The organism is Pyxidicoccus sp. M15 (assembly GCF_056858435.1).
On sequence record NZ_CM166495.1, the window covers coordinates 9,812,736 to 9,837,800 of the forward strand.

The 25,065-nt window shown below is 71.8% G+C and carries 24 protein-coding genes; 8 read left to right on the forward strand and 16 right to left on the reverse strand.

Features of this window, described 5'->3' with window-relative positions; all coding sequences use genetic code 11:
• Positions 1-19: 19 nt before the first annotated feature.
• The 3 genes from ACX9TP_RS36290 to ACX9TP_RS36300 are packed head-to-tail and all read right to left on the reverse strand — an operon-like array spanning position 20 to position 1,806.
• A complete protein-coding gene (locus tag ACX9TP_RS36290; protein ID WP_482975230.1) occupies positions 20-820 on the reverse strand; it encodes a flagellar M-ring protein FliF in 801 nt (266 codons plus the stop codon).
• An 11-nt stretch (positions 821-831) separates the two neighbouring features.
• Positions 832-1,320, reverse strand: coding sequence for an ATP-dependent helicase HrpB (locus ACX9TP_RS36295; RefSeq protein WP_482975231.1), 489 nt, complete (start codon positions 1,318-1,320; stop codon positions 832-834).
• A 15-nt stretch (positions 1,321-1,335) separates the two neighbouring features.
• On the reverse strand, positions 1,336-1,806 hold the full coding sequence (locus tag ACX9TP_RS36300) for a hypothetical protein (protein WP_482975232.1): 471 nt from the start codon (positions 1,804-1,806) through the stop codon (positions 1,336-1,338).
• A 226-nt stretch (positions 1,807-2,032) separates the two neighbouring features.
• Here ACX9TP_RS36300 and ACX9TP_RS36305 point away from each other — a divergent pair, with 226 nt between their 5' ends.
• Complete coding sequence (locus ACX9TP_RS36305; RefSeq protein WP_482982275.1) at positions 2,033-2,356, forward strand: PilZ domain-containing protein; 324 nt, start codon at positions 2,033-2,035, stop codon at positions 2,354-2,356.
• Between the two features lie 14 nt (positions 2,357-2,370).
• Here ACX9TP_RS36305 and ACX9TP_RS36310 read toward each other — a convergent pair whose 3' ends face one another.
• Complete coding sequence (locus ACX9TP_RS36310; RefSeq protein WP_482975233.1) at positions 2,371-2,778, reverse strand: response regulator; 408 nt, start codon at positions 2,776-2,778, stop codon at positions 2,371-2,373.
• A 320-nt stretch (positions 2,779-3,098) separates the two neighbouring features.
• Between ACX9TP_RS36310 and ACX9TP_RS36315 the strand changes: the two genes are divergently transcribed.
• The gene (locus ACX9TP_RS36315) at positions 3,099-4,136 is read left to right on the forward strand and encodes a tetratricopeptide repeat protein (RefSeq protein ID WP_482975234.1); all 1,038 of its coding nucleotides are present in this window, start codon (positions 3,099-3,101) and stop codon (positions 4,134-4,136) included.
• Between the two features lie 7 nt (positions 4,137-4,143).
• Here ACX9TP_RS36315 and ACX9TP_RS36320 read toward each other — a convergent pair whose 3' ends face one another.
• The 9 genes from ACX9TP_RS36320 to ACX9TP_RS36360 form a co-directional block, all read right to left on the reverse strand.
• The gene (locus tag ACX9TP_RS36320) at positions 4,144-4,515 is read right to left on the reverse strand and encodes an STAS domain-containing protein (protein WP_482975235.1); all 372 of its coding nucleotides are present in this window, start codon (positions 4,513-4,515) and stop codon (positions 4,144-4,146) included.
• Between the two features lie 111 nt (positions 4,516-4,626).
• Positions 4,627-5,337 (reverse strand): tetratricopeptide repeat protein, encoded by a 711-nt coding sequence (locus tag ACX9TP_RS36325; RefSeq protein ID WP_482975236.1) that lies wholly within the window; start codon positions 5,335-5,337, stop codon positions 4,627-4,629.
• Positions 5,334-7,199 carry a BatD family protein gene (locus ACX9TP_RS36330; protein WP_482975237.1) on the reverse strand — a complete coding sequence of 622 codons (1,866 nt, stop codon included), beginning with the start codon at positions 7,197-7,199 and terminating at the stop codon, positions 5,334-5,336. Before ACX9TP_RS36330 ends, ACX9TP_RS36325 begins: the two co-directional genes overlap by 4 nt.
• Entirely contained in the window at positions 7,183-8,184 is a 1,002-nt protein-coding gene (locus ACX9TP_RS36335; RefSeq protein ID WP_482975238.1) for a tetratricopeptide repeat protein, read from the reverse strand. The genes ACX9TP_RS36330 and ACX9TP_RS36335 overlap by 17 nt, the downstream gene beginning before the upstream one ends.
• Positions 8,181-9,242, reverse strand: coding sequence for a VWA domain-containing protein (locus ACX9TP_RS36340; protein ID WP_482975239.1), 1,062 nt, complete (start codon positions 9,240-9,242; stop codon positions 8,181-8,183). Before ACX9TP_RS36340 ends, ACX9TP_RS36335 begins: the two co-directional genes overlap by 4 nt.
• Positions 9,239-10,249, reverse strand: coding sequence for a vWA domain-containing protein (locus ACX9TP_RS36345; protein WP_482975240.1), 1,011 nt, complete (start codon positions 10,247-10,249; stop codon positions 9,239-9,241). Before ACX9TP_RS36345 ends, ACX9TP_RS36340 begins: the two co-directional genes overlap by 4 nt.
• Positions 10,224-11,216: a hypothetical protein gene (locus ACX9TP_RS36350; protein WP_482975241.1), complete on the reverse strand. Its 993-nt coding sequence runs from the start codon at positions 11,214-11,216 to the stop codon at positions 10,224-10,226. Before ACX9TP_RS36350 ends, ACX9TP_RS36345 begins: the two co-directional genes overlap by 26 nt.
• A complete protein-coding gene (locus ACX9TP_RS36355; protein ID WP_482975242.1) occupies positions 11,213-12,094 on the reverse strand; it encodes a DUF58 domain-containing protein in 882 nt (293 codons plus the stop codon). The genes ACX9TP_RS36350 and ACX9TP_RS36355 overlap by 4 nt, the downstream gene beginning before the upstream one ends.
• 30 nt (positions 12,095-12,124) lie before the next feature.
• Positions 12,125-13,114, reverse strand: a complete 990-nt coding sequence (locus ACX9TP_RS36360; RefSeq protein WP_482975243.1) for an AAA family ATPase — start codon at positions 13,112-13,114, stop codon at positions 12,125-12,127.
• A 209-nt stretch (positions 13,115-13,323) separates the two neighbouring features.
• Here ACX9TP_RS36360 and ACX9TP_RS36365 point away from each other — a divergent pair, with 209 nt between their 5' ends.
• The gene (locus ACX9TP_RS36365; protein WP_482975244.1) at positions 13,324-14,232 is read left to right on the forward strand and encodes an alpha/beta fold hydrolase; all 909 of its coding nucleotides are present in this window, start codon (positions 13,324-13,326) and stop codon (positions 14,230-14,232) included.
• A gap of 153 nt (positions 14,233-14,385) precedes the next feature.
• Here the strand turns inward: ACX9TP_RS36365 and ACX9TP_RS36370 are convergent, their stop codons facing one another.
• The gene (locus ACX9TP_RS36370) at positions 14,386-15,021 is read right to left on the reverse strand and encodes a cysteine hydrolase family protein (RefSeq protein ID WP_482975245.1); all 636 of its coding nucleotides are present in this window, start codon (positions 15,019-15,021) and stop codon (positions 14,386-14,388) included.
• Between the two features lie 286 nt (positions 15,022-15,307).
• Between ACX9TP_RS36370 and ACX9TP_RS36375 the strand changes: the two genes are divergently transcribed.
• Entirely contained in the window at positions 15,308-16,825 is a 1,518-nt protein-coding gene (locus ACX9TP_RS36375; RefSeq protein ID WP_482975246.1) for a glycosyltransferase family 4 protein, read from the forward strand.
• Between the two features lie 59 nt (positions 16,826-16,884).
• Here ACX9TP_RS36375 and ACX9TP_RS36380 read toward each other — a convergent pair whose 3' ends face one another.
• Together ACX9TP_RS36380 and ACX9TP_RS36385 are read right to left on the reverse strand one after the other, a co-directional pair.
• A complete protein-coding gene (locus ACX9TP_RS36380; protein WP_482975247.1) occupies positions 16,885-17,712 on the reverse strand; it encodes a DUF5953 family protein in 828 nt (275 codons plus the stop codon).
• Positions 17,713-17,727: 15 nt separating this feature from the next.
• Complete coding sequence (locus ACX9TP_RS36385) at positions 17,728-20,811, reverse strand: DUF6310 domain-containing protein (protein WP_482975248.1); 3,084 nt, start codon at positions 20,809-20,811, stop codon at positions 17,728-17,730.
• Positions 20,812-21,041: 230 nt separating this feature from the next.
• Here ACX9TP_RS36385 and ACX9TP_RS36390 point away from each other — a divergent pair, with 230 nt between their 5' ends.
• The 4 genes from ACX9TP_RS36390 to ACX9TP_RS36405 are packed head-to-tail and all read left to right on the forward strand — an operon-like array spanning position 21,042 to position 25,062.
• On the forward strand, positions 21,042-21,665 hold the full coding sequence (locus ACX9TP_RS36390; RefSeq protein ID WP_482975249.1) for a hypothetical protein: 624 nt from the start codon (positions 21,042-21,044) through the stop codon (positions 21,663-21,665).
• Positions 21,666-21,695: 30 nt separating this feature from the next.
• A complete protein-coding gene (locus ACX9TP_RS36395) occupies positions 21,696-22,322 on the forward strand; it encodes an RNA polymerase sigma factor (protein WP_482975250.1) in 627 nt (208 codons plus the stop codon).
• A complete protein-coding gene (locus tag ACX9TP_RS36400; RefSeq protein ID WP_482975251.1) occupies positions 22,319-23,164 on the forward strand; it encodes an anti-sigma factor family protein in 846 nt (281 codons plus the stop codon). The genes ACX9TP_RS36395 and ACX9TP_RS36400 overlap by 4 nt, the downstream gene beginning before the upstream one ends.
• Positions 23,161-25,062, forward strand: a complete 1,902-nt coding sequence (locus tag ACX9TP_RS36405; RefSeq protein ID WP_482975252.1) for a hypothetical protein — start codon at positions 23,161-23,163, stop codon at positions 25,060-25,062. Before ACX9TP_RS36400 ends, ACX9TP_RS36405 begins: the two co-directional genes overlap by 4 nt.
• Positions 25,063-25,065: the final 3 nt, after the last annotated feature.

The window sequence follows — 25,065 nt, forward strand, 5'->3', positions numbered from 1 at the left end:
GACGTCCTCCCCTGGCCTCTCACGCCACCTTGCGCGCCGCTCCCGGTGTCAGCACCGGCCGCGCGGGCGCCGGTGGCGCGGACGCCGAAGGCCGGTCCCGGTAGTGGCGCATCCGCAGCGTCACCAGCACCAGCGCCACCGCCAGCCCCGTCACCACCACGCCGAGCACCGCGAGCAGCGCGCGGAGCCTCGTCAGGAGCGACACGCCCCCGCCCGCCGGGACTTCCACCCGCGTGGAGACCTCGTCCACCAGCAGCGACACCGCGTCCGGCGACAGCCCCTCCACACCTCCCGCGATGAGGGACCTCAACGTTTCCGAGGACTGCCGCACCCGCGCGGCGTTTCCCGGAGCCACACGCAGCATGGCCGACGCCTTCGAGGGCGCGGTGGCCTGACCGGGCCTCGGCGGCGCGGGCACCACCAGGTGGACGCGCGCCAGCAGCACGCCCTCCACCGTCTGCAGCGTCTTCTCCAGCCCCCGCTCCAGGACACGCACCCGGCAGACCCCCTCCTCCACCGGCGTGCGCACCAGCCCGCCCCCTCCGAAGACGTCACACCCCACCTCCTCCGCGGGCCTCGGGAGCCCCAGCTCCGCGAGGATTCGCACCGCATCCGAGGAGTGCTCGTCGGTGACTTCGATGGACCAGGAGGGCTTCTTGCCCGCCTCCGGCACCTTGCGCGCGTCGAGCCCGCGCTCGATGAGCACCGCCTGCAGCTCGTTGGCCTGCCGCTCATCCAGGCCGTGCTGGATGCGCTCCCGGCACGCGGTGAGGCCCAGGAGCAGGAGGAAGATGAGACGGCGTCGGGGAGGGAATCGCATGATGGGGCTCCTCAAACCTGCGTTTGCAGGACCTGCTTGACGCCGCCGGTCGCCTTCTCGACGACCTTGCCGGCGAGGTCGAGCTCCTGGCTCGCCCGGTAGACGTGGGCCTGCAGCGCGAGCAACTCCGCGGCGCTGAAGGTGCGGCCGGACTCCGCGAGCTCGAGGATGTGGTCCAGCCGCTTCTGCGCCTGCCCCACCCTGTCCAGCACCTGCGCCGCCTGCTGCTCGCGCGCCGCCTGCACCGAGTCCACCCGGGACGTGCCCGGCTTTGCCTCCGCGCAGCCAGGCGAGGCCCGGCCTACCGCCTCCGTCCTGCCGGGACCTCGCGGAGCTTCCGCCGGCGCGCTACGGGGCGGCCCTTCCGTGGCCACCGGCAACCCGGCGCCCCGAGCGGGCCCCCTCACCTCTTCCAGCACCTTGCCGAACCGCTCCCGCGCGGGCTCCACTGCGGGCGACACGCCCGCTCCGCCCACCGGGCCCAACTTGTCCATGGCCATGGCTCGCCCGACTCCTCAGCGGATGTTGTTGATGGCCGCCTTCGCGGAGTCGTGGCGGACCTTCATGATGTTGGAGATGGCGTTGTGCTCGCGGCTCTCCTTCTGCATCTCGTTCTGGAGCGACAGGTAGGCCATGTTGAACTTCTGGCCGTCCGCGCTGAGCGCCCGCTGCGCCTCCAGCAAGTCCCACGCGTCCCCGTTGCCCGTCGCCGCGCCTGCGCCTGCCGCGCCCCCGGAGCCCGACGCCACGGGCACCGTGGTGCTGGAGCCCCCCGTGGAGGCCACCGTCGACACCACCGCCCGGGTGCTGGAGACGGCCGCGCTGACGATGGGGCCCGCCGGAATCATCCCCCCCACGAGCCCGGCGCCCGAGCGCACCACCTCCTGCGCCGCGCGCGCCAGCACCGTCCCGAACTCGTTCTTCGGCGTCTGCCTCGGAACGGTGGGGGTGATGGTCAGCGAGGGAATCCGATTGTCGTTGTCCAAGGGCAGCCTCCTGCGGCGGGTTGCGGGAGGCCTTCTTCAGCCGGCATGCCAGGACACAATCCCAGCAATCCCGAGCACATGGCCCGGGGGCCGCGGGCCTGGGCCCTCCGCGGAGCGGGAGCAGGGTCCGTCCAGCGGGACGGACGGGGCGGATGGAAACTTGCCTCTCCGGCCCCGTGCCTCAGAGTTGTCGCACCCTGTCGCACGAAGAGGAGCTGCACCGGTGATGACTCCCACTGGCAATCCCAAGGCGGTCGAACGCTTCCATCCGCGCGTCGAGGCGCAGCTCACCGTGAAGGTGCACCTGTCGGGTCGGACGGTGACGGTGCAGGCGCGCGACGTGTCCATGGCCGGCCTGTTCCTCCAGGCCCACGCGGCGGATACCCTTCAACAGCTCACCATCGCCGTGCCCCTGCCGGGGGACCGCGAAATCGTCACCACCTGCACCATCCGCCGCCGCGAGGTGGATGGCGTGGCGCTGGAGTTCGGCGAGCTGGACTGGGACGACTTCCTCGCCCTGGCGCGCTTCCTCCACCCGCGCCTGCCCTGAAGCCCGCGAGCGGCTCAGGCGGGCTCGGACTTCACCTGGCCCGCGCGCAGCCGCTCCACCAGCGCCATCAGCTCCGCGCCGCGGAAGGGCTTGTGGATGTAGCCGTCCGCTCCGGCCGCGGTGGCGCTCTCCATGTCGGACTTCTTCGCCTTCGCGGTGAGCATGTAGAGCGGGACCTCGGCCGTCACCGGGTCGCTCTTGAGGATGCGGCACACGGAGATGCCGTCGAGCTGCGGCAGCACCACGTCCATGAGGATGAGGTGGAACGTCTGGCTGCGCGCGAGCTTCAGCCCCTCCAGCCCGTTGGCCGCACACACCACGTCCACGGTGCCATCGCTCAACATCGAGCGCACCAGCTCCCGGATGACCGGTTCATCCTCGACGAGCAGGATGTGGAAGGGTGCCTGGGAATTGCCAGCCATGGTTCTCCGCACGCGACTCGAGACCACTGCGGGACAGCTCGCGGGCCCGTGCATCAACCCCCGATGCCGGTGCCACCTGCGGCGCGCGGTATAGTCCCACGAGCCCCCCTCGCAACAGGGAGGTGACGCCGATTGTCGGGTGCACCCCGCATCGCCCTTACGTAAGCCCGCCCCCGAGCGGTTGCCTCACTTCCCACGTCCCCACCCCACCCGGCTCTCGCCCGCCTGCTGATTAGCCGGACTGACAGGTGGGTGAAGCCAGCATTCGATGCCCGGGCGCCACGGCGCTCCCTGGCCCCCGGCGTTATGATGGGCCGGAAATGGCTGCAAAGCTCGAATGTCCGGAGTGCCAGGGCGCGGTGGGCGAGGCCGACTTCCAGTGCACGCACTGCGGGCTGCTGCTGGACGCGGAGCAGGCCAGCGGCGAGTACGTCACCCACGAGCCCACCATCGTCCGGGCGCTGCTGTCGCCGCCCCAGCGCACCCGGACGCTGGAGGTGCCGCTGCCGCCGCCCCAGCGGCCCACGCCGCACGACCTCGCCACGGCGCGCTTCACCGTGCCCATGGACGCGCACACGGTGCCGCACCTGCGCGGCGGGCTGGACATCGCCCTGCAGCCGCTCCACCCGTTCGAGGCGCACATCGCGTCCTTCATCGACGGCGTCCAGCCGGTGCCCGCCCTGGCGCGCGCGGCGAAGCTGCCCGAAATCGAGGTGAAGGTCGTCCTCAAGGCCCTGCTGGAGCGCGGCGTGGTGGAGCTGCACCGGGAGCCTGGCGCCCCCGGCCTGCACACGCCCGCGGAGGAGCTGCCGGTGCTGGATGGCAACGACTTCCTGGTGCCGGAGCCCATGGCGCTCGGGGACGAGGAGCCCGCCCCCCGCCCTCTCCCCACCCGGGCGGTGATACCGGACCTGTCGCGCCCGCCATCCCAACCCGCCCTCACGCATCCCCCGCCGCCCCTCGCCGCGGCGCCTCCGCCACCGCGCGCCACCGTGCCCCCGCCCCGGCCGCGCCCCCGGGGCAACGAGCCGGCCACGGCGGAGGACTTCCTCCAGCGCGCGGTGCGGCTGGAGCGCGAGGGAGAGGTGGAGCGCGCCATCGAGGTGCTCACGCGCGCCATCGACCGCGTGCCCGAGGCCGCGCCGCTCTACAGCAAGCTGGCCCTCATCCTGGTCCACCAGCGCAAGGACTACGCGAGCGCCGCGGCCCTGCTGGAGCGCGCCGTGGAGCTGGAGCCGGGCAATGCCGTCTTCCAGCAGAACCTGCTCAAGGTGACGGGCCTCGCGGCGGCCGCCGCGAGCGAGCGCCGGGAGCCCAGACGCGGCCTCTTCGCGCGCCTCACCGGCCGGCGGAGCTGAAGCGGCTTCAGGCGGACCAGCCGCCGTCCAGCAGCCGCTCGGCCTCCTCCAGCGAGAAGGCCAGGTGCGCCTCGTGGCCGATGGCGCGGCTGATGCGCTCGAACTGGAGGGCGGCGGCCGCCGAGCGCCCCACCACCCGCACCGACCGGCGGAAATTCCGCGCCCGCGCCGCCTCGACGATGCGCCGCAGCTGATTCAGTCCCTCCGGGGGCACCGACATCAGGCCGCTGAGGTCCGACACCATGTCGAGCCCCGGGCGCAGCCGCTCGATGGCGGCCACCGCGGCGTCGCCAATCTGGCGAGCCTCCGCGTCCTCGACGGCTCCCCAGATACGCACCACCAGCCGATTCTTGCCGACGCGCGCCTCGACCTCGAACACGGAGCCACGACCTCCAGGAAGAAGTCGCCTTCCCTCCCTCCGAGTCTAGCTGCGGGACAGCGCACCCTTCCACGTCCCGCCCAAGCCCGACGGCGGGCTTCCGCCCAGACTTCAGATTTCCGACACACCTTCGCGCTCGGCCCAGCCCTCCAGGCCATTGGGGAGGCGGATGCGGACGAAGCGGCCCGTCTCCTCCAGCAGCCGCACCTTGAGGCCGGCGTGGACCTCGAAGATGGAGCGGGCGCCGGCCTGGGGCAGCTCGCGCGCCACCAGCGTGGGGGCCAGGACGACGGCCTCGTGGACCGTCTCGTCCACCCAGGCATGCGCGGCCAGCAGCACGCCGGAGGGCACCGCCACCGTGAAGAGCAGCGCGGCCATGATGCCCACCGCCGTGCGCCGGCCCGGGCGCAGCGCTCGCCACAGCAGCACCAGGGCGAAGGCGGCCACCCAGGTGCCCAGGAAGGTCCACGCCACCACCGTGCCGTCGGTGGCCGCCGTCACCCGCGGAAGGAACTCCTCCTCCGCCGTGGCGCCCACCACCTTGTCCACCTGACGCGCGCGGGCCACGGACAGGTTGGCCTCCAGGTCCGGCGCGCGGCCGCCCTCCTTCTTCGCCTGCTCCAGCGCCAGCACCGCCCGGCCCAGGTCTCCCCGCGCCAGGTGCGAGGTGCCCAGGTTGTAGAGCACGTCCGGTCCGCCGTGGCCGTGGGACAGGAGCTTCTCGTAGCCCTGCTGCGCCGCCGCGTAGTCCTCGCGCGCGTACGCCTCGTTGGCCTTCAGGAAGACGTCCTGCGCCTCTTCCGGCGTGTAGTAGCCGCTCACGCCCAGCCCTCCATGGCCGCCATCGCGGCATCCATCACCTTCTGCCGCTCCGCCGGGTTGCCCCCGCCGCCGTAACGGCCGAGGTCACACGCCTCCAGCACGAAGAGCACCCGCGAGCGCCGCTCCACGTCCGCGCCCGCCGCCGCCAGCCGCTCGGTGAGCACCTCGCGGGTGAGCCCGCCCACCGGCACGCCCAGCCGCGCCTCCAGGAAGCCGTGCAGCGCCTTCTCCACCTCCGCATAGAAGGCGCCCACGTTGGCGCCGGCCTGGAGCTTCTCCGCCTCCGCCAGTCGCTTGCGCGCGGCCTTCGCCTGCTGCCGGCCGCGGTCCGCCTCCGTGCGGGTGGCCAGCCGGCCGCGCACCCCGCCGATGAGCGCCACGCCCAGCAAGAGCCCCAGCGGCGCCAGCACCGCCGGCACGAAGAAGCCGCGCTTCCACGGGGGCTCGGACGGGGCCACGAACTTCGCCTGGTAGCGCACCGGCCGCAGCCCGCCCGCCGTCAGCACGTTCTTCTGCTCGTTGGCCGCGTCCGCCACGTTCGACGGCGAAGAGGGCAGCGCCGACACACCGCCCGCGCCCGCCTCCACCGTAATCGTCACCGCGTCCGTGCGGGCCACCTCGTAGGACTGCGCGCGCGGGTCGAAGTAGGGGAACTCCAGCGCGGGCAGCGTGAAGGTGCCCGTGCGCTGCGGCATCACCAGGTACTCCACCACGCGGCGGCCCTGCACGCGGTTGCGCTGGGGCGCCACCTTGTCCGTCGTGGTGGGGTCATAGATTTTGAGCGCGGCGGGGCCGGTGAGCTTCGGCGGGGTGACGTTCTTCACGTTGCCCACACCCTCCAGGATGACCTTCACCGTGACGGGCTGGCCCAGCTCCACGCGCGTCTGCGACACGTCCATGGACAGCCGCCAGCTGCCCACCTGCGCGTTGGCCATGCCCGGGGGCGCGCCCGGCGGCAGCGGCCGCACCTTCACCTTCAGCGCGTTGGACACGCGGTGCACGCGGTGGCCGGCGAAGAGGAAGCCGGTGGTGATGTCCGCCTCCGCGGCGGTGATGGACAGCGTGCCGGGCTTCACCGGGAAGAGCGCGCGGCGGCGCAAGAGGTAGGCGCGGTAGGGAATGCCGTCGACAATCTTCTGCTCGCCGGACAGCTGCGTGGGGCTCTCCACCTCCTCCGTCCAGAAGCCCTCCAGCTTGGGCATGGTGACGGAGTCCACGCTGGACAGGTCCACCCGCGAGTAGATGAAGAGCGACAGCGTCACCTGCTCGCCGACGTACACCTCGTCCCGGTCCAGGCTCGCGCGCAGGAACAGGTCCGAGTCCCCGCGAGGAATCGTGGGCTCGTCCGCATCCAGCTCCTCGCCGAACGGGTCCGGCCGCGGCTGCGACGGCGCGCTGGCGAACGGGTCCGGCAACGCGCTACCGGAGCCGCCCGGGGGCGCGGAGCCCAGCCGGCCCGTCCTCACCGACATCTCCACCGGCCGCGTGCGGTACGTCTTCCCGCGCACCGATATCTGCGAGGGCGGAATCGTCAGCCGCCCGGCGCGATTGGCCCGCATCACCAGCACATAGCGGGTGATGTCCTGGATGACGGCCGGGCCGCCGCCAGACAGGGAGATGGAGCGCTGGCTGCTGCGCGAGCTGGAGAGGACCTCGAAGTCCTCCGACTCGGGCAATTGCACCTGCGCGTTGGGCGGCGCATCCACCACCACCACCGTGAGGCGGAAGGTGTCCTGGCTGCCCACCTCCTCGCGGTCCACCGTCTGGTAGAAATCCAGGTCGTCGTTCGCCCAGGCCGGCGCGGTGGCCAGCAGGGCGAGCACGGCCAGCAGGGCCCCTCGGGCGCTACCAGTCCTTCTCATTGGGCTTCCTCTGCTTCTTCTTCTGCTGGAAACGCCAGAGCTGGAGATTCTTCTCGTTCTGCTTCATCGCATCCAGCAGGCGCTCCGCTTCCTGCCGGTCGACGTCCGTCGGGCTCGCCCCGCCATCGCGGGCCTCCTCGGAGTCCTCTTCTCCCGCGCTGCCGCCGTCAGAGCCACCGTCCTGGGATTCACCCTCACCGTCCTCCTGGCCACCATCCGCGCCGCCGTCGGCCCCGCCGTCGCCCTTCTGCTGCGGGCCCTGCTGGCCGCCGTCCGCGCCACCATCCGCGCCGCCGTCACTGCCGCCGTCGCCCTGGCCCCCATCCGCGCCGCCGTCGGCACCGCCATCCGCGCCGCCGTCCGCGCCACCATCCATGCCCCCGTCCTGGGGCGTGCCGCCATCGCCGCGCGTGCCGCCATCCGCGCCCGCATCCGGGCGCCCGCCGTCACTGCCTCCGTCAGAGCCGCCATCCGCGCCGCCGTCGGGTTGGCTCTTCTGCTGCTGCGGCGGCACGTCGCGCAGCACGACTTCGTAGTTGTGCCGGGCCTGCACGTCCTGTGGATCCAACGTCAGCGCGCGCCGGTAGGACTTCAGCGCCTCCCGCTTGTCGCCCGTGGTGGCGTGCAGGTTGCCCAGGTTGTACCAGGCCTTCTGCCGCAGGTCGGGACGGTTGGACTCCGTCACCCCGCGGAAGGCCTCCTGCGCCTCGGGGATGCGCCCCAGCTTCGCGAGCGCGTCCGCACGGTTGAAGTCCACCGCCGGGTCATTGGGCACTTCCTTCTTCGCCGCCTCGAAGGCCGCCAGCGCGTCCTCGTAGCGGCCCGCGGCGTACGCCTCGCGGCCCTGCTCCACCAGCGGGTGGTCCTTCTGCAGCGGCCCCGCCGCTCCCGCGGACGTCGGCAGCGCGAGCGCCACCACCAGCGTCCAGGTCAGCAGGCGCGCGGCGCGGCTCGCTCGGCTCGGAGACTCCAGGTGCGCGCTCACGGCGAGGACCTCCGGCGCGAGGACGGCAGCAGCAACATGCCCAGCGCGAGCAGCGCCAGCCCCGGAATGGCGAAGGACTGGAAGCGCTCGTCGTAGCGGACCGTCACCCGGCTCTCCAGCTCGCTCTTCTGCAGCTGGTCGATGCGCTCCACCACCTGCGCCATGGCCACGCCGCGCGGCTGGTAGAAGAACGCTCCGCCGGAGCCCTCGGCGATGGTCGTCAGGCCCGCGCGGTCCAGCCGCGTAATCACCGTCTCGCCGGCCGCGTCCTTCTTGTAGTCCACGAACTCGCCCCGCCTGTCGTAGACGGGGATGGGCTCGCCGGACTCGGAGCCCACGCCCACCGCCAGCACCGGGACGTTCGCCTCCTTCAGCGCCTCGGTGGCCTCGGCCACCTCGCCGAAGAGGTCCTCGCCGTCCGACAGCAGCACCACCACGCGCTCCTTCGAGCCGCGGTCCGCGTTGTCCAGCACCTGCTTCGCCAGCTTCAGCGCCGCGCCCACGTTGGTGCCGCCCTGGGGCATCACCTCCGGGTCCACCGCGCGCAGGAACAGCTTCACCGCAGAGTAGTCCGACGTCAGCGGCGACTGGATGAACGCGTCGCCCGCGAACACCACCAGGCCCACGCGGTCACCCTTCAACTCATCCAGCAGCGTCGTCAGCTCCAGCTTCGCGCGCTCCAGGCGGCTGGGCTGCACGTCGCGCGCGAGCATGGACTTGGACGCGTCCAGCGCCACCACCACGTCGATGCCGCGGCGCTTCGTCAGCTCGCTCTTGGTGCCACACTGCGGCTGCGCGAGCGCGAAGCCGAAGAGCGCCAGCCCCAGCCCGTACATGCCGCCCTGCACCGCCGGCCGCCACACCGACACGCCAGGGGTGAAGCGCTCGGCGTGGCGCTCGTTGAGCAGCGCGCGCACGCGGGAGGTGCGGCGCAGCGCGCTCACCAGCGCGAGCAGCCCCAGCAGCACGCCCAACCCCACCAGCAGCAGGTAGAAGGGCTGGGCGAGCCCCACCTGGTAGCCGAGCAGGGTGAAGCGCCAGGGGTCCACGGGCGTCACGGGAAGACCCTCAGGAAGGTGGCGCGCAGGAGCAGCTCCAGCGCGGCGAGGCCGAAGGCGGCCAGCAGGAACGGGTGGAACTCCTCGCGGTAGGTGGCGCTGACGCCGCCCTCCATCAGCTTCGAGCGCTCCAGTGAGTCGAGCACCTTCTGCAGGCCCGCGCGCAGGCCCTCCGGGTCCGTGGCGCGGTAGTACTCGCCGCCGGTGCGGTCCGCGATGTCCTGCATCAGCTCCGGGTTGATGGGAATCTCCGTCTCGCGCCACACGGTGTTGCCGAACAGGTCCGTGCCCTGCGGAAAGGGCACCTTGCCGCCCTTGCCCACCAGGATGGTGTAGATGGGTACGTTGAGCGAGTGGGCCATGTTGGCCGAGTCCATGGGCGAAATCTTCCCGGCGTTGTTGTCACCGTCGGTAATCAGCACCACCACGCGGCTCTTCGCCTCCGAGTCGCGCAGGCGGTTGAGCGACGTGGCCAGCGCATCACCAATGGCCGTGCCGTCCTCCAGCACGCGCGTGCGCAGCTGCTTGATGACCTCCTTCAGCACGCCGTAGTCCAGCGTCAGCGGCGCCTGCGTGTAGGCCGCGCCCGCGAACACCACCAGGCCGATGCGGTCATTCACGCGGTTGGCGATGAACTCGCTGAGCACCTCCTTCGCCACGTGCAGGCGGTTCTGGGGCCGGAAGTCTCCGGCCTCCATGGAGGTGGACAGGTCCAACGCCACCACGATGTCGATGCCCTCCACCGACAAGTCGCGCACGCGCGAGTCGCGCGCCTGGGGGCGGGCGATGGCGAGGATGGCGGCGGTCACCGCCACCGCGCGCAGCAGCGGGAGCAGGGGCAGGAGGTACGTGCGCAGCCCCTTGCCGCCGCGAGCGAAGACGTGCGCGGCGGAGAAGCGCAGCGTGGCGCGGGCGCGCCGCTCCCGCCACGCCTGCACCAGCAGCAGCGGCACGAGCAGCAGCCCCCAGAGCGCCTCGGGGTTATTGAACGTGGGGAGCGGCGGCATTGGCGGGAGCCTGGGGCGGGGGCGGAACGTACGTCTTGTCGATGAGCGCGTAGCCGAAGGCGAGCGCGTCGCGGCAGGACTCGGGCGAGGACTCCGCGCGCGCGTACTTCACCATGTCCGACTCGGACACGAAGCGCATCAGCGCGTCCTCGGGGAGCCCGGGGGTGGGAAGGCGGCGCAGCGAGGCCATCAGCTCCGAGCTGGTGCACTCCAGCGCCTCGAAGCCGTAGCGCTCACCGAGATAGCCGCGGACGATTTCGGAGAGCCGGAAGTAGAAGTCCTTCGCATGGCCGCGCGCGGGCAGATCCTCCGCCTTGAGCGCGTCCAGCGCCTTGCGCGTGCGCACGTCCAGGGGCAGCAGCGGCACCACCTCCTCGTGCTTCGGCCGGTTCTTCCACCAGCGCCACAGCGCCCACGCCACGAGGCCCGCGGCCAGGAGGCCCAGCACCGCCACCACTAGCCTCCACGAGCGGATGGGCACCTCCTGCGGCGGCTGGAGGTCGAAGAAGTGGACGCCCTGCTGGTCCGCGTCCGGCGGCAGCGTGGACACCACCTCCACCTCGCGGCCCGGCAGGGAGAACTTCTTCGGGCCGTCCGGAGTGGCCACGTCGAAGCCGAGCGCCGGCACCGGCACCGTGCCCAGCGCGAAGGCGGACATGCGCACGCCGAACGTCGTGGTCGCCGAGTCCGGCCCGTCCTTGCGCTGGCGCGTCTGGTCCAGCACCTCGAAGTCGCCCAGCTCCTTGGGCATCACCAGCTCGTAGCGGTGCTCCTTCGGGTGGGTGATGACCACCTCGTAGACGAAGGGGTCGCCGATGCGCACCTGCCTCGGCTCCACGCGCGCGGAGACGTTCTGCGGCTGCACCGTCTCGTCCGCGGGGGCGCCGGGAGGCGTCTGCGCGGCCGTCACGCTGGACGGGAGCGCGCCCACCAGCAACAGGGCCAGCACGGGAAGGAGCCGCGTCACGCCGCCATCCTCCGGGCCCGCGCGCGGAAGAACTGCGCGAGCGCCTTGCCGTGGTCATCGCCGGCCCGCAGCTCCACGTGGTCCAGCTCCAGCTTCTTGAACAGCTTGCGGCGCTCGTCGCGCACGGTCTGCATGGCGCGGGCGAAGCGGCCACGCACGCGCGGGTCGCTGGTGTCCACCACGAAGCGCTCGCCCGTCTCCGGGTCCTCCATGTCCACCAGCCCCAGCCGGGGGAAGGCCTCCTCCAGCGGGTCCTCCACCACCACCGGCACCAGGTCGTGCTTGCGCCCCACCAGCCGCAGCGGCTTCTCGTAGTCGCGCGCCTGGAAGTCGGAGATGAGGAACGTGACGGCCTTCCGCTTCGCCACCTGCCTCAGGTACGAGAGCCCCGCGGCCAGGTCCGTCCCCTTCCCCTGCGGCTTGAAGGTCAGGATGTCGCTCACCAGCCGCAGCACGTGCGTGCGGCCCTTGCGCGGCGGCACCACCTTCTCCACCCGGTCCGAGAAGAGGATGAGCCCCACCCGGTCGTTGTTGGCAATGGCGCTGAAGGCAATCTGCGCGGCGACCTCGGCGGCAATCTCCGCCTTGGTGCGCTCCTTCGAACCGAACTCCTTGGACGCGGACACGTCCACCAGGAGCATCACCGTCAGCTCGCGCTCCTCGGTGAAGACCTTGACGTAGGCCTCGTTCATGCGCGCGGTGACGTTCCAGTCGATGATGCGGATTTCGTCACCGGGCTGGTACTGGCGCACCTCGGAGAAGGCCATGCCGCGGCCCTTGAAGACCGAGTGGTACTGCCCCGCGAGCATGTCGGAGACCACCTTGCGGGTGCGTATCTCCAGCTTGCGGATGCGGCGGATGAGGTCCTTGGGAAGCACGGGGGCGCCTGGCGGCTCGGGAGGGGGGCGTCAGGGGACTTCGACGCGGTCGAACACGCGCTGGATGATCTTCTCCGCGGTGAGCTCCTCGGCCTCCGCCTCGTACGTCATGGCGATGCGGTGGCGGAGCACGTCGAAGGCGATGGCCTTCACGTCCTCGGGGGTGACGAAGCCGCGGTGACGAAGGAAGGCGTGGGCGCGCGCGGCCTGCGCGAGGGAGATGGTGGCGCGCGGCGAGGCGCCGAACTGGATGTAGTCCGCCAGGTCCTTGAGGCCGTACTTGTTGGGCTCGCGCGTGGCGAACACCACGTTGAGGATGTACTCCTTCACCTTCTCGTCCATGTAGATGTGGTGGACGAGCTCGCGGGCGCGGACCAGGTGCTCCAGGCCGATGACCTTCTGCGCCCGGGGCGAGGTGCCGCCGGACATCCGGTCCATGATGACCTTCTCCTCGTCGCGCGTGGGGTAGCCCACCTTCACCTTGAGCATGAAGCGGTCCACCTGCGCCTCGGGCAGCGGGTAGGTGCCTTCCTGCTCGATGGGGTTCTGGGTGGCCAGCACGAGGAACGGCGAGGGCAGGCCGAAGGACTGGTCGCCGATGGTGACCTGGCGCTCGGCCATGGCCTCCAGGAGGGCGGACTGGACCTTGGCGGGGGCGCGGTTGATTTCGTCCGCGAGGACGATGTTCGCGAAGATGGGGCCCTTGCGGACGGTGAAGTTCGCGGCCTGCTGGTTGTAGATCATCGTGCCCACCACGTCCGCGGGCAGCAGGTCCGGGGTGAACTGGATGCGCATGAAGGTGGCGCTGAGCGCGTCCGCCACGGTGCGCACGGTGAGCGTCTTGGCGAGGCCGGGGACGCCCTCGAGCAGCACGTGCCCGTTGCAGAGCAGACCGATGAGGATGCGCTCCAGCATGTAGCGCTGGCCGACGATGACCTTGCCGGTCTCCTGGTTGAGGATCTCGACGAAGCTGCTTTCCTGCTGCACGCGCTCGGTGAGCGCGCGGATGTCGGTGTTCAATGTCGCCTCGTGTCGGACTGGCGGCGGGCAGCCTAGGGGTTACAGGGTATCGGGCTCAACACCGCAGAAGACCGGGCATTCCAGTAAGTTGCGCGTCCGACCGCCCCCGCTGGAGCGCCCTTTCCCATGTCCCACCCTGCCCCGTCCCACCTCCGGACGTTCCACTCCCGGTGGAAGCCGGTCCGCCCCGCGTGTCCTGGGGGCCCGTCATGAAGACACCGGCGAAGGCTCCGGCGGTGGGGGCGGTGGAGGCGGGGCTGCTGGGGCAGCTGGCTCCGGCGGTGACGGCGACGGTGCGCTGGCTGCCAGGGGGCGGGGCCCTCCGGGTGCTGGAGGGGGGCCAGGGCCCCACGGTGGTGCTGCTGCACGGGCGCGGCGGGGCCGCGTCCACCTGGTTCGTCTACCTGACAGCGCTGGCCCGGGGGCACCGGGTACTGGCGGTGGACCTGCCCGGTTTTGGGATGTCCTCGGCGACGGAGGGGGCGCTGGAGTCGGCGGAGGACGGGGTGCGCTTCTTCACGGAGCCGGTGGAGGAGCTGTTGCTCCAGTTGGGGACAGGGCCGGTGGCGGTGGTGGGCCACTCGCTGGGCGGGCTGGTGGGGGTGGAGCTGGCGCTGCGCGGCCGGGTGCCGGTGGAGCGGCTGGCGCTGGTGGATGCGATGGGGCTGGGGCCGGAGATGCTGCGCAAGGCGCGCCTGTTCTTCCGGGCCGGGCCGGAGCGGCTGGCGCGCTCGCTGGGGCCCTGGGCGTGGTCCCGGATGATGCCGCCGCCTCCCACGCCGCTGGGCGAGCGACTGGGGGCGCTGGACTACGAGCTGGTGTCGGTGCCGGAAGGTCGGGACGCGGGGGCGCGGGCGTTCAACACGCTGGTGCCGGTGACGGGGCCGGTGTTCCACAGGCGCGAGCGGCTGGGCGAGGTGAAGGCGCCGGTGCTGCTCGTGTGGGGTGAGAAGGAGGATGTGCTGCCCCCGTCGCTCGCGGAGGAGGCGGCGCGGCGGTTTCCGAAGGCGCGGCTGCTGCGCGTGGACGCGGGGCACAGTCCCCACCAGGAGCACCCCGAGCGCGTGCTCCCGGAGCTGAAGTCGTTCCTGGACGAGGGGCTGCCCGCTCGCGAATAGACGGGGAGGAAACGCCCCGAGGAGACTCATGCCGCCCGGGCTTCGTGGATGGGCTTCAGGCGTCCCGACGCGGCACGAGTGGATGGAAGCGGGACACCTCCTCGGACGTATCGATGCGGACGACATCCTCGCGGTCGAACGTGTCCGCCAGCATCACTTCGCGGGCGGCGGGCGCTTCACCGGCGTGCGCCGCCGCTTCGCTGTCAGCTTCAGCTCGTCGCTCCGGCAGACCCGCACGCGCAGGAAGCGCTGGAGCTGTGACAGCGCGAGGTCGTGGTCCTCGTCGCTCTCGGCGGCGCAGCAGTCGCTCAGCACGGTGAGCTTGTACTCGTGCATGTGCGCGTCGTGGGCGCTGAAGAAGATGCAGAGGTTGGTGGCCATGCCCGCGAGGATGAGCTTCTTCGTGCCCAGGTACTCCAGCAGCGGCACCAGCGACGTGGCGAAGAACGCCGAGTGCTTGGGCTTGAGGATGAAGTAGTCGTCCCGTCCGGGCTTGAGGGCGCGCGCGACCTCACGCCCCCGCACGCCCGGATGCGTGCAGTGCTTGTAGATGTCGCTGAAGTTGCTGCGCCAGTAGCCGAAGTTGTCGTTGACGTAGATGACCGGCACGCCCGCCTTGCGCATCCGCGCGGCGAAGGGCCCCAGCCGGTCCACCATCTTCAGCGCCCAGGGCAGGACCTTCTCGCCACCGGGAAAGTCCAGGTCGTTGATGACGTCGATGATCAACAGCGCGGTGTCGGAGCGCTTCCCGCTCGCACGGCTGCTTCGCGGCTTCACCTGCTTCGTCACGTCCACCTCTCCGGGAGAAAGCTAGTCACCCGCGCCGAGGACGCAGGCGCCTCCCATCAGGACGCATCCCCTTCCGTCCACCGCCAAGCCCTGTACCCAACATCCCGGGTTCCCTGGGCGACCGGCATCGTGGACGCCGCGCCCCCACGGAACGGATGGCGTTCGGCTCGGAATGCCGGGCATCGACTCGCCTGCCCCCCGGCTTCCACGCGACGAATTTTTTACATTCTCTTACAACGAGGTCACAGGCGACGCCGGGCCGGCCTACCATGGGGGTCCTCCCCCCATGCGTATCCTCCTCGCGAACCATCATCTCGATCAGCGTGCAGGCTCCGAGCTGTACTGCCTGGAACTGGCGACCGCACTGAGCCGGGCCGGCCATCAGGTGGCCCTCTTCACCTTCCGACCCGGAGCCATCTCCGAGGAGTTCCGGCGGCGGAACATCTCCGTGTTCTCCGTGGCGGACGAAGCAGCCATCGAGGCCTTCGACCCGGAGGTGCTCCATGTCCACCACGCGCCCTGCCTCTACTTCCTGGGCGCGCTCCGACTGCGAGCCCCCGTGGTGTTCTCCTCGCTGGGCGTGCTGCCCGCCCTGGAAGGGGCACCCATCGTCTGGGCGGGCGTGGCCCACGCGCTTGCCGTCTCCGAGGAGGTGCGCGACGCCCTGGCGCCCACGCCCTTTGGCGCGGCGGTGCCCATCTCGCTGTGCCGCAACTGGTTCGATGACACCGGCCTGGAGAAACCCGCCCCCGCCCGGGCGCCCCCGGCGCGGCGCATCGCGGTGGTGACCAACCACCTGGACCCGCGACTGAAGGAAGACCTGGAGGCGTTGTGCCTGGCGCGCCCGGGCGTCTCGTGGACGCACCTGGGCCTGCCCCACCACTCCACGGAGATAACGCCGGAGCTGCTGCGGGACTTCGACCGGGTGGTGAGCATCGGGCGCACGCCGCTGCTCGCGGCGGCCCTCCAGATTCCGTGCGTCCTCTACGACGTCCACGGCTGCGACGGCCTGCTGTCCGTCGAGCACTTCGACGCCCAGGCCCGCGTCAACTTCTCCGGCCGCCACACGCGCGCGCGTCCCTCACGCGAGGAGCTGGGCCACCTGCTCTTCGAGGAGGCGGAGCGCCTGGACGTCGCGGCCGTCGCGGACCGCCTGTGGCGCGAACACCGACTGAGCGGGCGCGCCCGGGAGCTGGTCGCGCTGTACGAGCAGGCCCGGGCCAGTGGGACGTCCCTGGGGGACACCACCCGGGCCGCCTACGGCCGCACCGGACGGGCGTACGCGGACGCGGTGGACCCGCGCCATCCCGCGCACGTGGCCCATCTGGAGAAGCTGACCGCGGAGGCACAGGAGCTCGCCCAGGCCCGCCAGGCCCACATCACCGTCGTGGAGCAACGGGCCGCGGCGGCGCAGGAGCTCGCCCAGGCGCGTCAGGCCCACATCACCGGCGTGGAGCAACGCAACGCCAGCCTGAGCTCCGCCCTGGAAGCGGAGACCGCCAACACCGTGCGCCTTCGCGGCGAGCTGGCGCAGGCCCAGGCACGTATCGAACAGCAGGCCACCTTGCTGGACCAGGCGCGGGCGCGCCTCGAGCAGCAGGGCGCGGAGCTGGAGCAGGTCCGGTCCGCCCTGGCGCGGATGGAGGCCCACGTGTCCTGGCGAATCTTCACGGCGCTGCGAGCCGCGAAGGAACGGGCCGTGCCGCCCGGAACACGTCGCCTGGCGCTCTACAACCAGGTGCGCCAGCGGCTTCACGTGGCGGTCACCGGGGAGTCACCGGACGGGCGCGAGTCCTCCGGGTAGCCCGTCACCGCGCGCGGACGGAGCAGGACTCGCTCCGGTGCTGCACGGCTCCGTGAGCGTCAGCCGCGCGCGCCCACCTGGTCGAAGCGCTCATAGGCCCGCACCAGCGCCTCCACGTGCTCGGGCCGCTCCACCTCCAGCGGCGTGTCGGTGAGCTTCACCACCCACGCGCCGGAGTCCGTGCGGGTGCTCCGCGCCAGCCACTCGCCGTCCCGGGACGCGTCGGGAAAGCCGAGCCGCCGCGCCGTCTCCGGGGACCAGTAGTTCAGCCACCCGAGCTGCAACGGAGTCTCCGGGCCCGGGAGCAGCTCGGTGCGGTTGCCCAGCCGGGGCAGCGCCTTCAGGGCCGGGAGCCGCGCCCTCGGGTCCATGGAGGCGGGCACGCGCACGTTCGCCGAGAACAACACCGGCAGCAGCGTGCTCATGGCCGCCAGCGGCGTGAAGGCCAGGTGCCAGGCGCGCAGCGTGTCTCCACACCGCGCCACGAGCTGCTCCACGCGCCCGTCGGTGAGCACCTCGTCCCGGGAGAGCCACACCGTCACCGTCGCCTGCTCCACGCCGTCGCGAGTCCTCGCGGTCAGCCCGGGACTCGTGGAGACATTGACGGGGTACTGCCCCGGCGCGCTGAAGACCTGGAGCAACGTCCCGCTCCGGAGGCAGTCCGCCACCCAGGCGTCCCGGTCGGTGAGTCGCACCTGCCGGTACCGGCTCTCGTCATGCGCGGGCCGCGAGGACGCCGGCCCGCCTTCTTCCGTCTGCTCGACGCGCCAGCTCAGGTCCGCGCCCGGGAAGAAGTCCTCCAGCGCGCGCAGCACCCCGGACATGCGTCCATCCTCCGGGGTCAGCGGCGGCACGATGAAGTCCAGCTTCACGGGACTGAGGCGCATGGGTGTCGTCACCTGTCACGGCTGCAGGCAGATGCCGGGCTGCACCGACATCACGTCATAGGCGGTGGGGCTGATCATCGCCGCGAAGATGGGGTCGCCCGCGCCGAAGGCCAGCATGTAGCCGCAGCGGTGGGCCAATTGCAGGTCCGCCTGGAGCTGGGCATTCGTCTCAGCGACCCAGCGGGGCAGGAGCACCGACTGGCAGAAGCTCGAGGTGCAGTTGGCGAGGTTGTACGTCTTGACCTCCCACAGCACCGAGTTGTCCGTCACCGCGTCGAAGTTGCGCCCGTCCACATGGGCGTCCATTTTGGGATGGTCATTGGGACCGATGAGGTCCGCGCACCGGTCGTGCACCGGGTCTCCACCCAGGTGGGGCACCGGCTTGACGGTGCAGCACGGGTTGCGCGTCGCCGCGTAGGCGTTGCCGGAGAAGAGCAGCGAGCCTCCCGCGACGGCCAGGAAGACGGAGGCCGCCTGCGGCGCGAGCGTCCCTCCCGACTGGACGGCGATGTAGATGAGGGCCGCCATGACGGCGATGAGCAGCAGTGCCAGGAACAGGTCCACCAGCCAGCTCGGCACCCGCACCGGCTGCGGCTCCTCCTGGCAGTTGCTCTGCTTGCCGCCGTTGAGCCCACCCTCGATGAGGTAGGCGGCGGCACCCGTCTGGGGGTCCTGGACGATGTAGCCGGTGACGCCGCGCGGGTCTCGCTGGGGAATCGTGACACGCTTGCCCGCGGCGACGCCGTTGACGATGTCCTGGCGGACGTCGTCGGAGACACTCAACAGCGGCAGGACGGTGTCCACGTTGCTGGAGTCGATGCGGTAGATGGGGATGTCGTCCGCCGCGGCGTCCACCAGCACCTGCGCCGTCGACTGGCCCGTGCCCTGGAACCGGCGGAAGAGCTGCTCGAACACGGCGCCCTCCAGGTACGAGCCCTGGAGCCCCGCCTGCGACATGAAGTCGACCTGCTGCTTCGCGGAGTCCGCGGTGACGCCGACGGTGACGCGCTGCACGTCCATGACGTACGACGCGAAGGTGCCGCTGCGCGGCAGCCCGAACCAGTACCGGACCTCCATCGGCGTGGTGAACAGGCCGGCCGACGGCAGGCGCTGCGCATGCACCCGGTGCGTCGCCGCGGCGATTCCGTCGAACAGGTCGTGCTGGTACCAGAACGTGAGGGCCGCCTCGTGCAGGTTCTCCGCCACCGAGTCGGACGGCATGGACGCGAAGCGGTCCTCGAGCACCTTCCGGGTGATGCCGTTGCCGTTGATGCCGAACACCAGCTCGCTTCCCGTGACGACTTCATAGGCGTCAGGAGGCGACGCGCGGCCCGGCTCCTGGAGCGACAGCTCCCACACCTGCTGCTGTCCCATCATCACCGGGCTGCCCTGCGCCACCACCACCCCGTCCACCTGCACCTCGGGGACGACGCGGATGAGGTACACGGGCAGGGACGACGCGCCCTGGTTGACGTAGCTCTGGATGAGCTGGGCGTCGCCGGGCGTGGCGGGCCGGTAGTGGACGCCCAGCCGCCGGCTGTTCAGCTCCGGCAGGCTGATGGACCAGGTCAGCTCCGGCGAGTCATACGCACGGTCGAGCTGCGACGCGTAGAGCGTGAGGCTGACGGAGTGGCGCAGGCTCGGCGGCAGCGCGCTCGGCGAGGCGCCCCTCGCGACGAGCCGGTACGGCAGGCTGCCGGCCAGGAGCGTCGAGTCGTCCGCCACCACCTTCACGGAGCCGAGCACGTCCTCCGGGGTGAGCTGCTCCATCCGGTCCCCCAGCTTGTCCTGCGTCTCCGCCAGGGCGTCCTCCAGCGTCTTGCGGACGTAGCCGGGGTACAGGCCCGTGACGCCGCCCTGGGGTGACGTCTGGGCGGCCTCCGCCATGCCCCGCGTGAGCCGGCCGTAGTCGATGGACACCTCGCGGGCCAGGTCCATGGGCGCGGTGACCACGTGCTGCTTGAACGACGCATCCAGCGGCACCCAGGTGTCGCCCTGCTCGTGGATGGCGCCGCGCGAGGGCTCGAAGTCCACGTACGCCTCCACCCAGACGTGCTCCACCTGGAGGTGGGTGATGCGGTTGCCCTGGATGATGGCGGCGTTGGGGATGCCGCCCTGGCCCATCAGGTGCTGCGCGGCCTCCGGAGAGGACACGCCGCCCACCCAGTTCGCCGCCTGCGCCGCCGGCACCCGCACGGTGCCGTACACGTAGCGCGCGGGGATGTCGGAGGCCCGCAGCAGCGCGATGAGCAGGCTCGCCGTGTCGAAGGCGTTGCCCTGCCGCGACGCCAGCGTCATCGCGGAGCCCTGCACCGAGCCATGCGTCGGCAGGAAGCGGATGTTGTTGCGCACCCAGTTGTAGATGCGGACCGGGTGGTGGCCCAGCGAGTCCGCCAGGTCCCGGATGGGCTGCGTGAGCTGCACGTCCTCCGTCGCCGCCAGGTCTCCGGGCGTGGGCGGCGCCAGGGCGCTGGCCTCGCCCGGGGAGCGCATGGCCGCGTCCGCCGAGGACTTCGTCTTCGGGAACAGGCGGGCCTGCAGGTCCTTCGCGGAGGACAGCGGCTCACGCGTGCGGCTGTCGGTGGCCCGGAATGGCAGCCGGCTCGGGTCCAGGGGAATGCTCGCCGGCCGCTCCCGCGTCTTCGCGAGCAGCTTCCGGGCCTCCTCGTTCGCGAGCCCGCGCTTCGCCGCGTCCCCGGCGCTCCCCACGACGTCGAGCCGCGCCTGGAGGTCCGTCATGCGAGCGCGGTATTCATTCACGGCGCTCTGGTGACGCTTCAGGAACTCCGGCCCCAGCCCCAGCGCTCGCACGTTCCGCTCCACGCGCGCGAAGTCGGCCGTCGCCTCCCTGTCCAACGCGCCCAGCCTGTCGCGCAGCACCGCCAGTTCCGCCCCCTGCGTCGCGGACTTCCCCTTGCCGGCCAGGGTGCCTTCGAGCGCCGCCAACGTCAGCGCCAGCTTCTCCTCGCTGTGCAGGGGCCGCGGCGGCGCCGGGCGGCTGACCGGCATGGGCAGTGCGCGCGTCTGGGCCGCCGCCGCCATGGGCCTGAGCGACAGGCAGACCATGGCCCCCGTGAGCAGAAACGAGAGGACCTGCATCGAACGCCCTGACAGGCGGACGGGCCCCTCGAAAACCTCGTGTCTCCACCTGCGCGCGAACATTTCCAGCCCCCCTCAGCCACTGTCCGGAATGAAACAGGGCGGGATAAGACAGGGGTTCGCCGCGAGCCGTCAACGCCGCGAAAGATTTTTTAAACGCGCATTGGCGCTGGGGGTTCTCCGGGCATTCACGACACACGGGCCCGTCGCCGCGGGCCCCCGGAGCCCCCATGAAGACCGTCCACGCCGCGGCTGCCCTGCTGCTCGCCTCGCTCACCCTGTCCACGCTCGCCCATGCCGGGGAGCACGTGCCGTCCGGAGGCCCCGGCTCCGTGCTCGATACGCCGTCGCATGGACACCGGCTCGATGTGGGCGGCAGCGTTGGCTTCAACAACGCCGGGGGACTGGGCTACTTCACCGGCTTCGGACTGGCGGCGGACCTGCGGCTGGTGGACTTCCTCTCCCTGGGCGCCGGCGCGGGCAGGGGGCTGTGGGGCTTTCGCTTCACCGCGCACTCGCGCGTGTACCCGCTCGGTGTCTCGCGCTCCTTCTTCCTGCAGGGCGCGCTCGCGCACAACCTGGGGCACAAGAGCTGGTTCGACGAGGAGGACGACGCGGGCGTGCGCGTCACCCGCTCGGCCGCCACCACCGCCAACGCCTCGCTGGGCTACCGCATGGACATGGGCAATCGCGGGTGGCTGGCGTTCGAGGCGGGCTGGGCCTTCCGCCTGGACCCCGCGAGCTACCAGACCCGAGGCCTGCGCGAGCTGACCGACACCGAGAAGCAGGTGCTGCGCTTCTCCCGGCCCGGCGGCGTGGTGCTGGGCCTCTCCGGCGGCTTTTCCGTTCTCTAGGAGGTTCCAGTAGTCTGCGCGGGCCTCGCCATGACGGATTCTCCCCGTGACTCCCACAAGGTCGTCCCCTTCCCCGGGGACACCCGGCGACGGCTCGAGTCGCGCACGGACGAGGAGCTGATGCTCCTGTCCGCCGCGGGCTCGGAGGAGGCCTTCGAGCAGCTCGTGCGCCGGCACCACCCTCGGCTGGCGCGCTACTGCGGCAAGTCCGTGGGCAGCGCCGCCGAGGGCGACGAGCTGGCGCAGGAGACGCTGGTGCGGGTGTGGGAGGCGCGCCACGACTACCAGCCCCGCGCGCCCTTCGTCGTCTTCATGTTCACCCTGGCCCGGAACCTGTGCCGCAACCGCGCGCGGGACTCGGGCCGGAGGGAGCGCTGGCTGACGGAGGCGCCCGAGGCCCGGCTGGAGGCGGTGTCCTCATCGTCGGCTCCGGACGTGGTGGACCGGTTGCTGGAGCGCGAGCAGCAGCGGCGCGTGCGCGAGGCGATGCTGGAGCTGCCGGAGAAGTTCCGCGAGGTGCTGCTGCTGCGGTTCGACCAGGAGCTCGACTACGCGGAGATTTCCCGCATCGTCGGGCGCAACGAGGCCACCGTGCGCTCGCGCGTGTTCCATGGCTTGAAGAAGCTCCGCGGTAGGGTGTCTGGAGGTCGTCCGTGACGTCGGCATGCCCCGAGCCATCGGTCTGGTCGCAGCTCGTCGACCGGCAGCTCCCCGAGGAACAGGCGGAGTCACTGCGTGCCCATGTCCAGGGCTGCGCGCGCTGCCAGGCCGAGCTGCGAGACGTGGAGGCGCTCGTCGCGAGAATCTCCGCGCCGCTGGAGCCGGCCGCGCCCACGGAGGAGGCGGTGGCGCGGGTGATGCGCCGGGTGCGTGAGGGCCCCGCCGAGCGGCGGGCGCGCTCCCGCTGGCGTCAGCCCTGGGCGGGAGGGGCAGCGGCCGCTGCGCTCGCCGCGGGGCTCGCGGTGCTCGTCCTGCGGCCCACGCCCGTCCAGCCGCCCGGCGAGGGGACGTGGACCTCGCGCGGTGGACCGGTGGCGGCCTCGCTGGCCCGGAGCGTGGGCATCACCTTCCACACGCCGGGCACGGGCAGCGCGCCCCTGGCCCCCGGGGCGGTGGTGCCGGCGGAGTCGGGCTTCGGAGTGCGCTACCGCAACCTGGATGCGCGAGAGCCGGTGTACCTGCTGGCCTTCGCCCAGGACGCGCGTGGCGAGGTGCACTGGCTCTACCCGGCCCACCTGCGCGAGGACGCGAACGAGCCGTCGGTGCGGCTGGCGGCGTCGGCGGAGGCGCGGGCGCTGGACGAGGTGGTGGTGCTGGAGGGGCCGGCACCCGGACCGCTGCGGCTCGTGTCCGTCGTCACCCGCGCGCCGCTGGGCGTGAAGGACATCGAGTCGCTCGCACCGGAGGGACGCACGCCCGAGGCGCTGCGGCAGCGGTGGCCGGAGGCCGCGGTGGAGTCGGTGTCCGTCGTCCTGGCGGGGCCGGGGGCAACGCCTTGACGTCCCTGCTGCCGCTCCTCGTCGCGCTCACGCTGTCCACCACCGCCGCGGAGGAGGCCCCGTCCTCCCCGCCGGCGGTGTTCGCGCTGGTGGTGTCCAACAACCACAGCTACGCGCCCGGCCGGGCGACGCTGCAGTACGCGGACGACGACGGGGCGAAGTACCACGAGGTCTTCTCCATGCTGGCGGAGCCCGGGGGCACGGTGCTGCTCACCGAGCTGGACTCGGACACCCGCCGGCTCTTCCCGTCGCTCGTGCCGGTGGCGCGCGCGCCCACCTTCGCGAACGTGACGGAGGCGACCCGGACGCTGGCCGCGCGCATCGCCGAAACGAAGCGCGCCGGGCGCGAGGTGGACTTCTACTTCGTCTTCGCCGGCCACGGCGACGTGGACAAGGGGCGCGGCTTCCTGGAGCTGGGCGACCGGCCCTTCGACTCGGAAGACCTGCAGGCGCTGCTGCGTCAGGTGGACGCGACGCGCGCGCACGTCCTCCTGGACAGCTGCAACTCCTTCTTCGTGGTGAGCCCGCGCAAGGCGGGTGGGCGGCGCTACGCCACGCCGTCGGACATGACGCAGCACCTGGCGGAGCGGCTGCCCGCGGTGGGCGTGCTGCTGTCCACCAGCGCCGAGGCCGAGGTGTACGAGTGGTCCGAGCTGCAGTCCGGCGTCTTCAGCCACGTGGTGCGCGCGGGGCTGATGGGCGCCGCGGACGCGGACGCGGACGGGCGCGTCACCTACGCGGAGCTGGAGGCCTTCGCGAGCATCGCCGCCCAGGAGATTCCCAACCCGCTGTTCCGGCCGCGCCTGTTCGCGCTCGGCCCGGGACGCAGCGCCCAGGCCACGCTGGTGGACCTGCGGGCGGTGCGCTCGGCGGTGACGCTGAAGGTGGACGCTCCGCCCGCGGTGCGCCTCACGCTGCGCGATGCCCAGGGCCTGCGCTGGGCGGACTTGAACAAGGAAGCCGGTGTCCCGCTGGCGCTGCGGCTGCCCTCCGGGGTGGCGCGAGGCATGGAGGTGGAGCGCCTGGACGCACCCGACGCCGCGCGCGCCTGGACCCTGGGAGACATCGCGCCCGACACCTCGGTGGAGCTGGCGGGCTTCACCACCCCGGCGCCCTTGCCTCCGGCCGCGCGCGGCGTGCAGGACCAGCTCCGACAGCTCTTCGCGACGCCCTTCGGCCCCCGGGCGCTGGCCGCGTTCGAGCAGACCCGGCGCTCGGAGCACCCGCCCGTATACGGCATCTCGCTGGCGGACCGCGAGCGCATGCGGCAGCTGGTGGAGACGTTCAGCGCGGTCGAGAGCGACCAGCGCCGCACGCAGACCATCCTCTTCGGAGCGACCCTGGTCTCCTCGGTGGGCGCCAGCACGGTCCTGCTCGTGAATGGGGACCGCGCCTCACGCATCCAGGGGCTCGGCACCCTGAGCCTGAGCCTGTTCTTCAATGGAACGGACTTCATCCAACAGCTCCGGAAGGAGGACCCCAAGGTCCTCCTCTCGGAGTTCAACGCGTCCGAGGCAGACCCGGCGTCGGACCCGGGCAGGACCATCGCGCGCGTGGACTACCGCCTCAACCGCTTCCTCGCCCAGGAGCGGAGGGTCCGGCGCCAGCTGGAGACGCTCGGCTGGGTCTACCTGGGGTCGGCCGCGGTGTCGCTGGTCCTCGCCGAGCGGCAGCGCGTGCTGGGAGGCGACCGGCAGGAAGTGGTGAACGGGGAGACAGCGGCGCTGCTGTCGGCCGTGGGCGGCACGGCGTACCTGTTGCGCGCCTGGTACACGGAGAGCGCCACCGAGCACCTCGTGCGGCAGTGGAGCCAGGATTCGGACCTGCGGCGCCTGCCACGCGTGTCCGTGGTGCCGGCCCGCGGCGGGGCGATGCTCGCGGTGGGCGGAAGCTTCTGAGGC

Excerpts from the sequence above, each read along its gene's own strand:
- ACX9TP_RS36290 (WP_482975230.1), bottom strand. The coding sequence starts at position 820 with ATGCGATTCCCTCCCCGACGCCGTCTCATCTTCCTCCTGCTCCTGGGC.
- ACX9TP_RS36295 (WP_482975231.1), bottom strand. The coding sequence starts at position 1,320 with ATGGCCATGGACAAGTTGGGCCCGGTGGGCGGAGCGGGCGTGTCGCCC.
- ACX9TP_RS36305 (WP_482982275.1), top strand. The coding sequence starts at position 2,033 with ATGACTCCCACTGGCAATCCCAAGGCGGTCGAACGCTTCCATCCGCGC.
- ACX9TP_RS36310 (WP_482975233.1), bottom strand. The coding sequence starts at position 2,778 with ATGGCTGGCAATTCCCAGGCACCCTTCCACATCCTGCTCGTCGAGGAT.
- ACX9TP_RS36315 (WP_482975234.1), top strand. The coding sequence starts at position 3,099 with ATGGCTGCAAAGCTCGAATGTCCGGAGTGCCAGGGCGCGGTGGGCGAG.
- ACX9TP_RS36330 (WP_482975237.1), bottom strand. The coding sequence starts at position 7,199 with ATGAGAAGGACTGGTAGCGCCCGAGGGGCCCTGCTGGCCGTGCTCGCC.
- ACX9TP_RS36345 (WP_482975240.1), bottom strand. The coding sequence starts at position 10,249 with ATGCCGCCGCTCCCCACGTTCAATAACCCCGAGGCGCTCTGGGGGCTG.
- ACX9TP_RS36365 (WP_482975244.1), top strand. The coding sequence starts at position 13,324 with ATGAAGACACCGGCGAAGGCTCCGGCGGTGGGGGCGGTGGAGGCGGGG.
- ACX9TP_RS36375 (WP_482975246.1), top strand. The coding sequence starts at position 15,308 with ATGCGTATCCTCCTCGCGAACCATCATCTCGATCAGCGTGCAGGCTCC.
- ACX9TP_RS36380 (WP_482975247.1), bottom strand. The coding sequence starts at position 17,712 with ATGCGCCTCAGTCCCGTGAAGCTGGACTTCATCGTGCCGCCGCTGACC.
- ACX9TP_RS36385 (WP_482975248.1), bottom strand. The coding sequence starts at position 20,811 with ATGCAGGTCCTCTCGTTTCTGCTCACGGGGGCCATGGTCTGCCTGTCG.
- ACX9TP_RS36390 (WP_482975249.1), top strand. The coding sequence starts at position 21,042 with ATGAAGACCGTCCACGCCGCGGCTGCCCTGCTGCTCGCCTCGCTCACC.
- ACX9TP_RS36395 (WP_482975250.1), top strand. The coding sequence starts at position 21,696 with ATGACGGATTCTCCCCGTGACTCCCACAAGGTCGTCCCCTTCCCCGGG.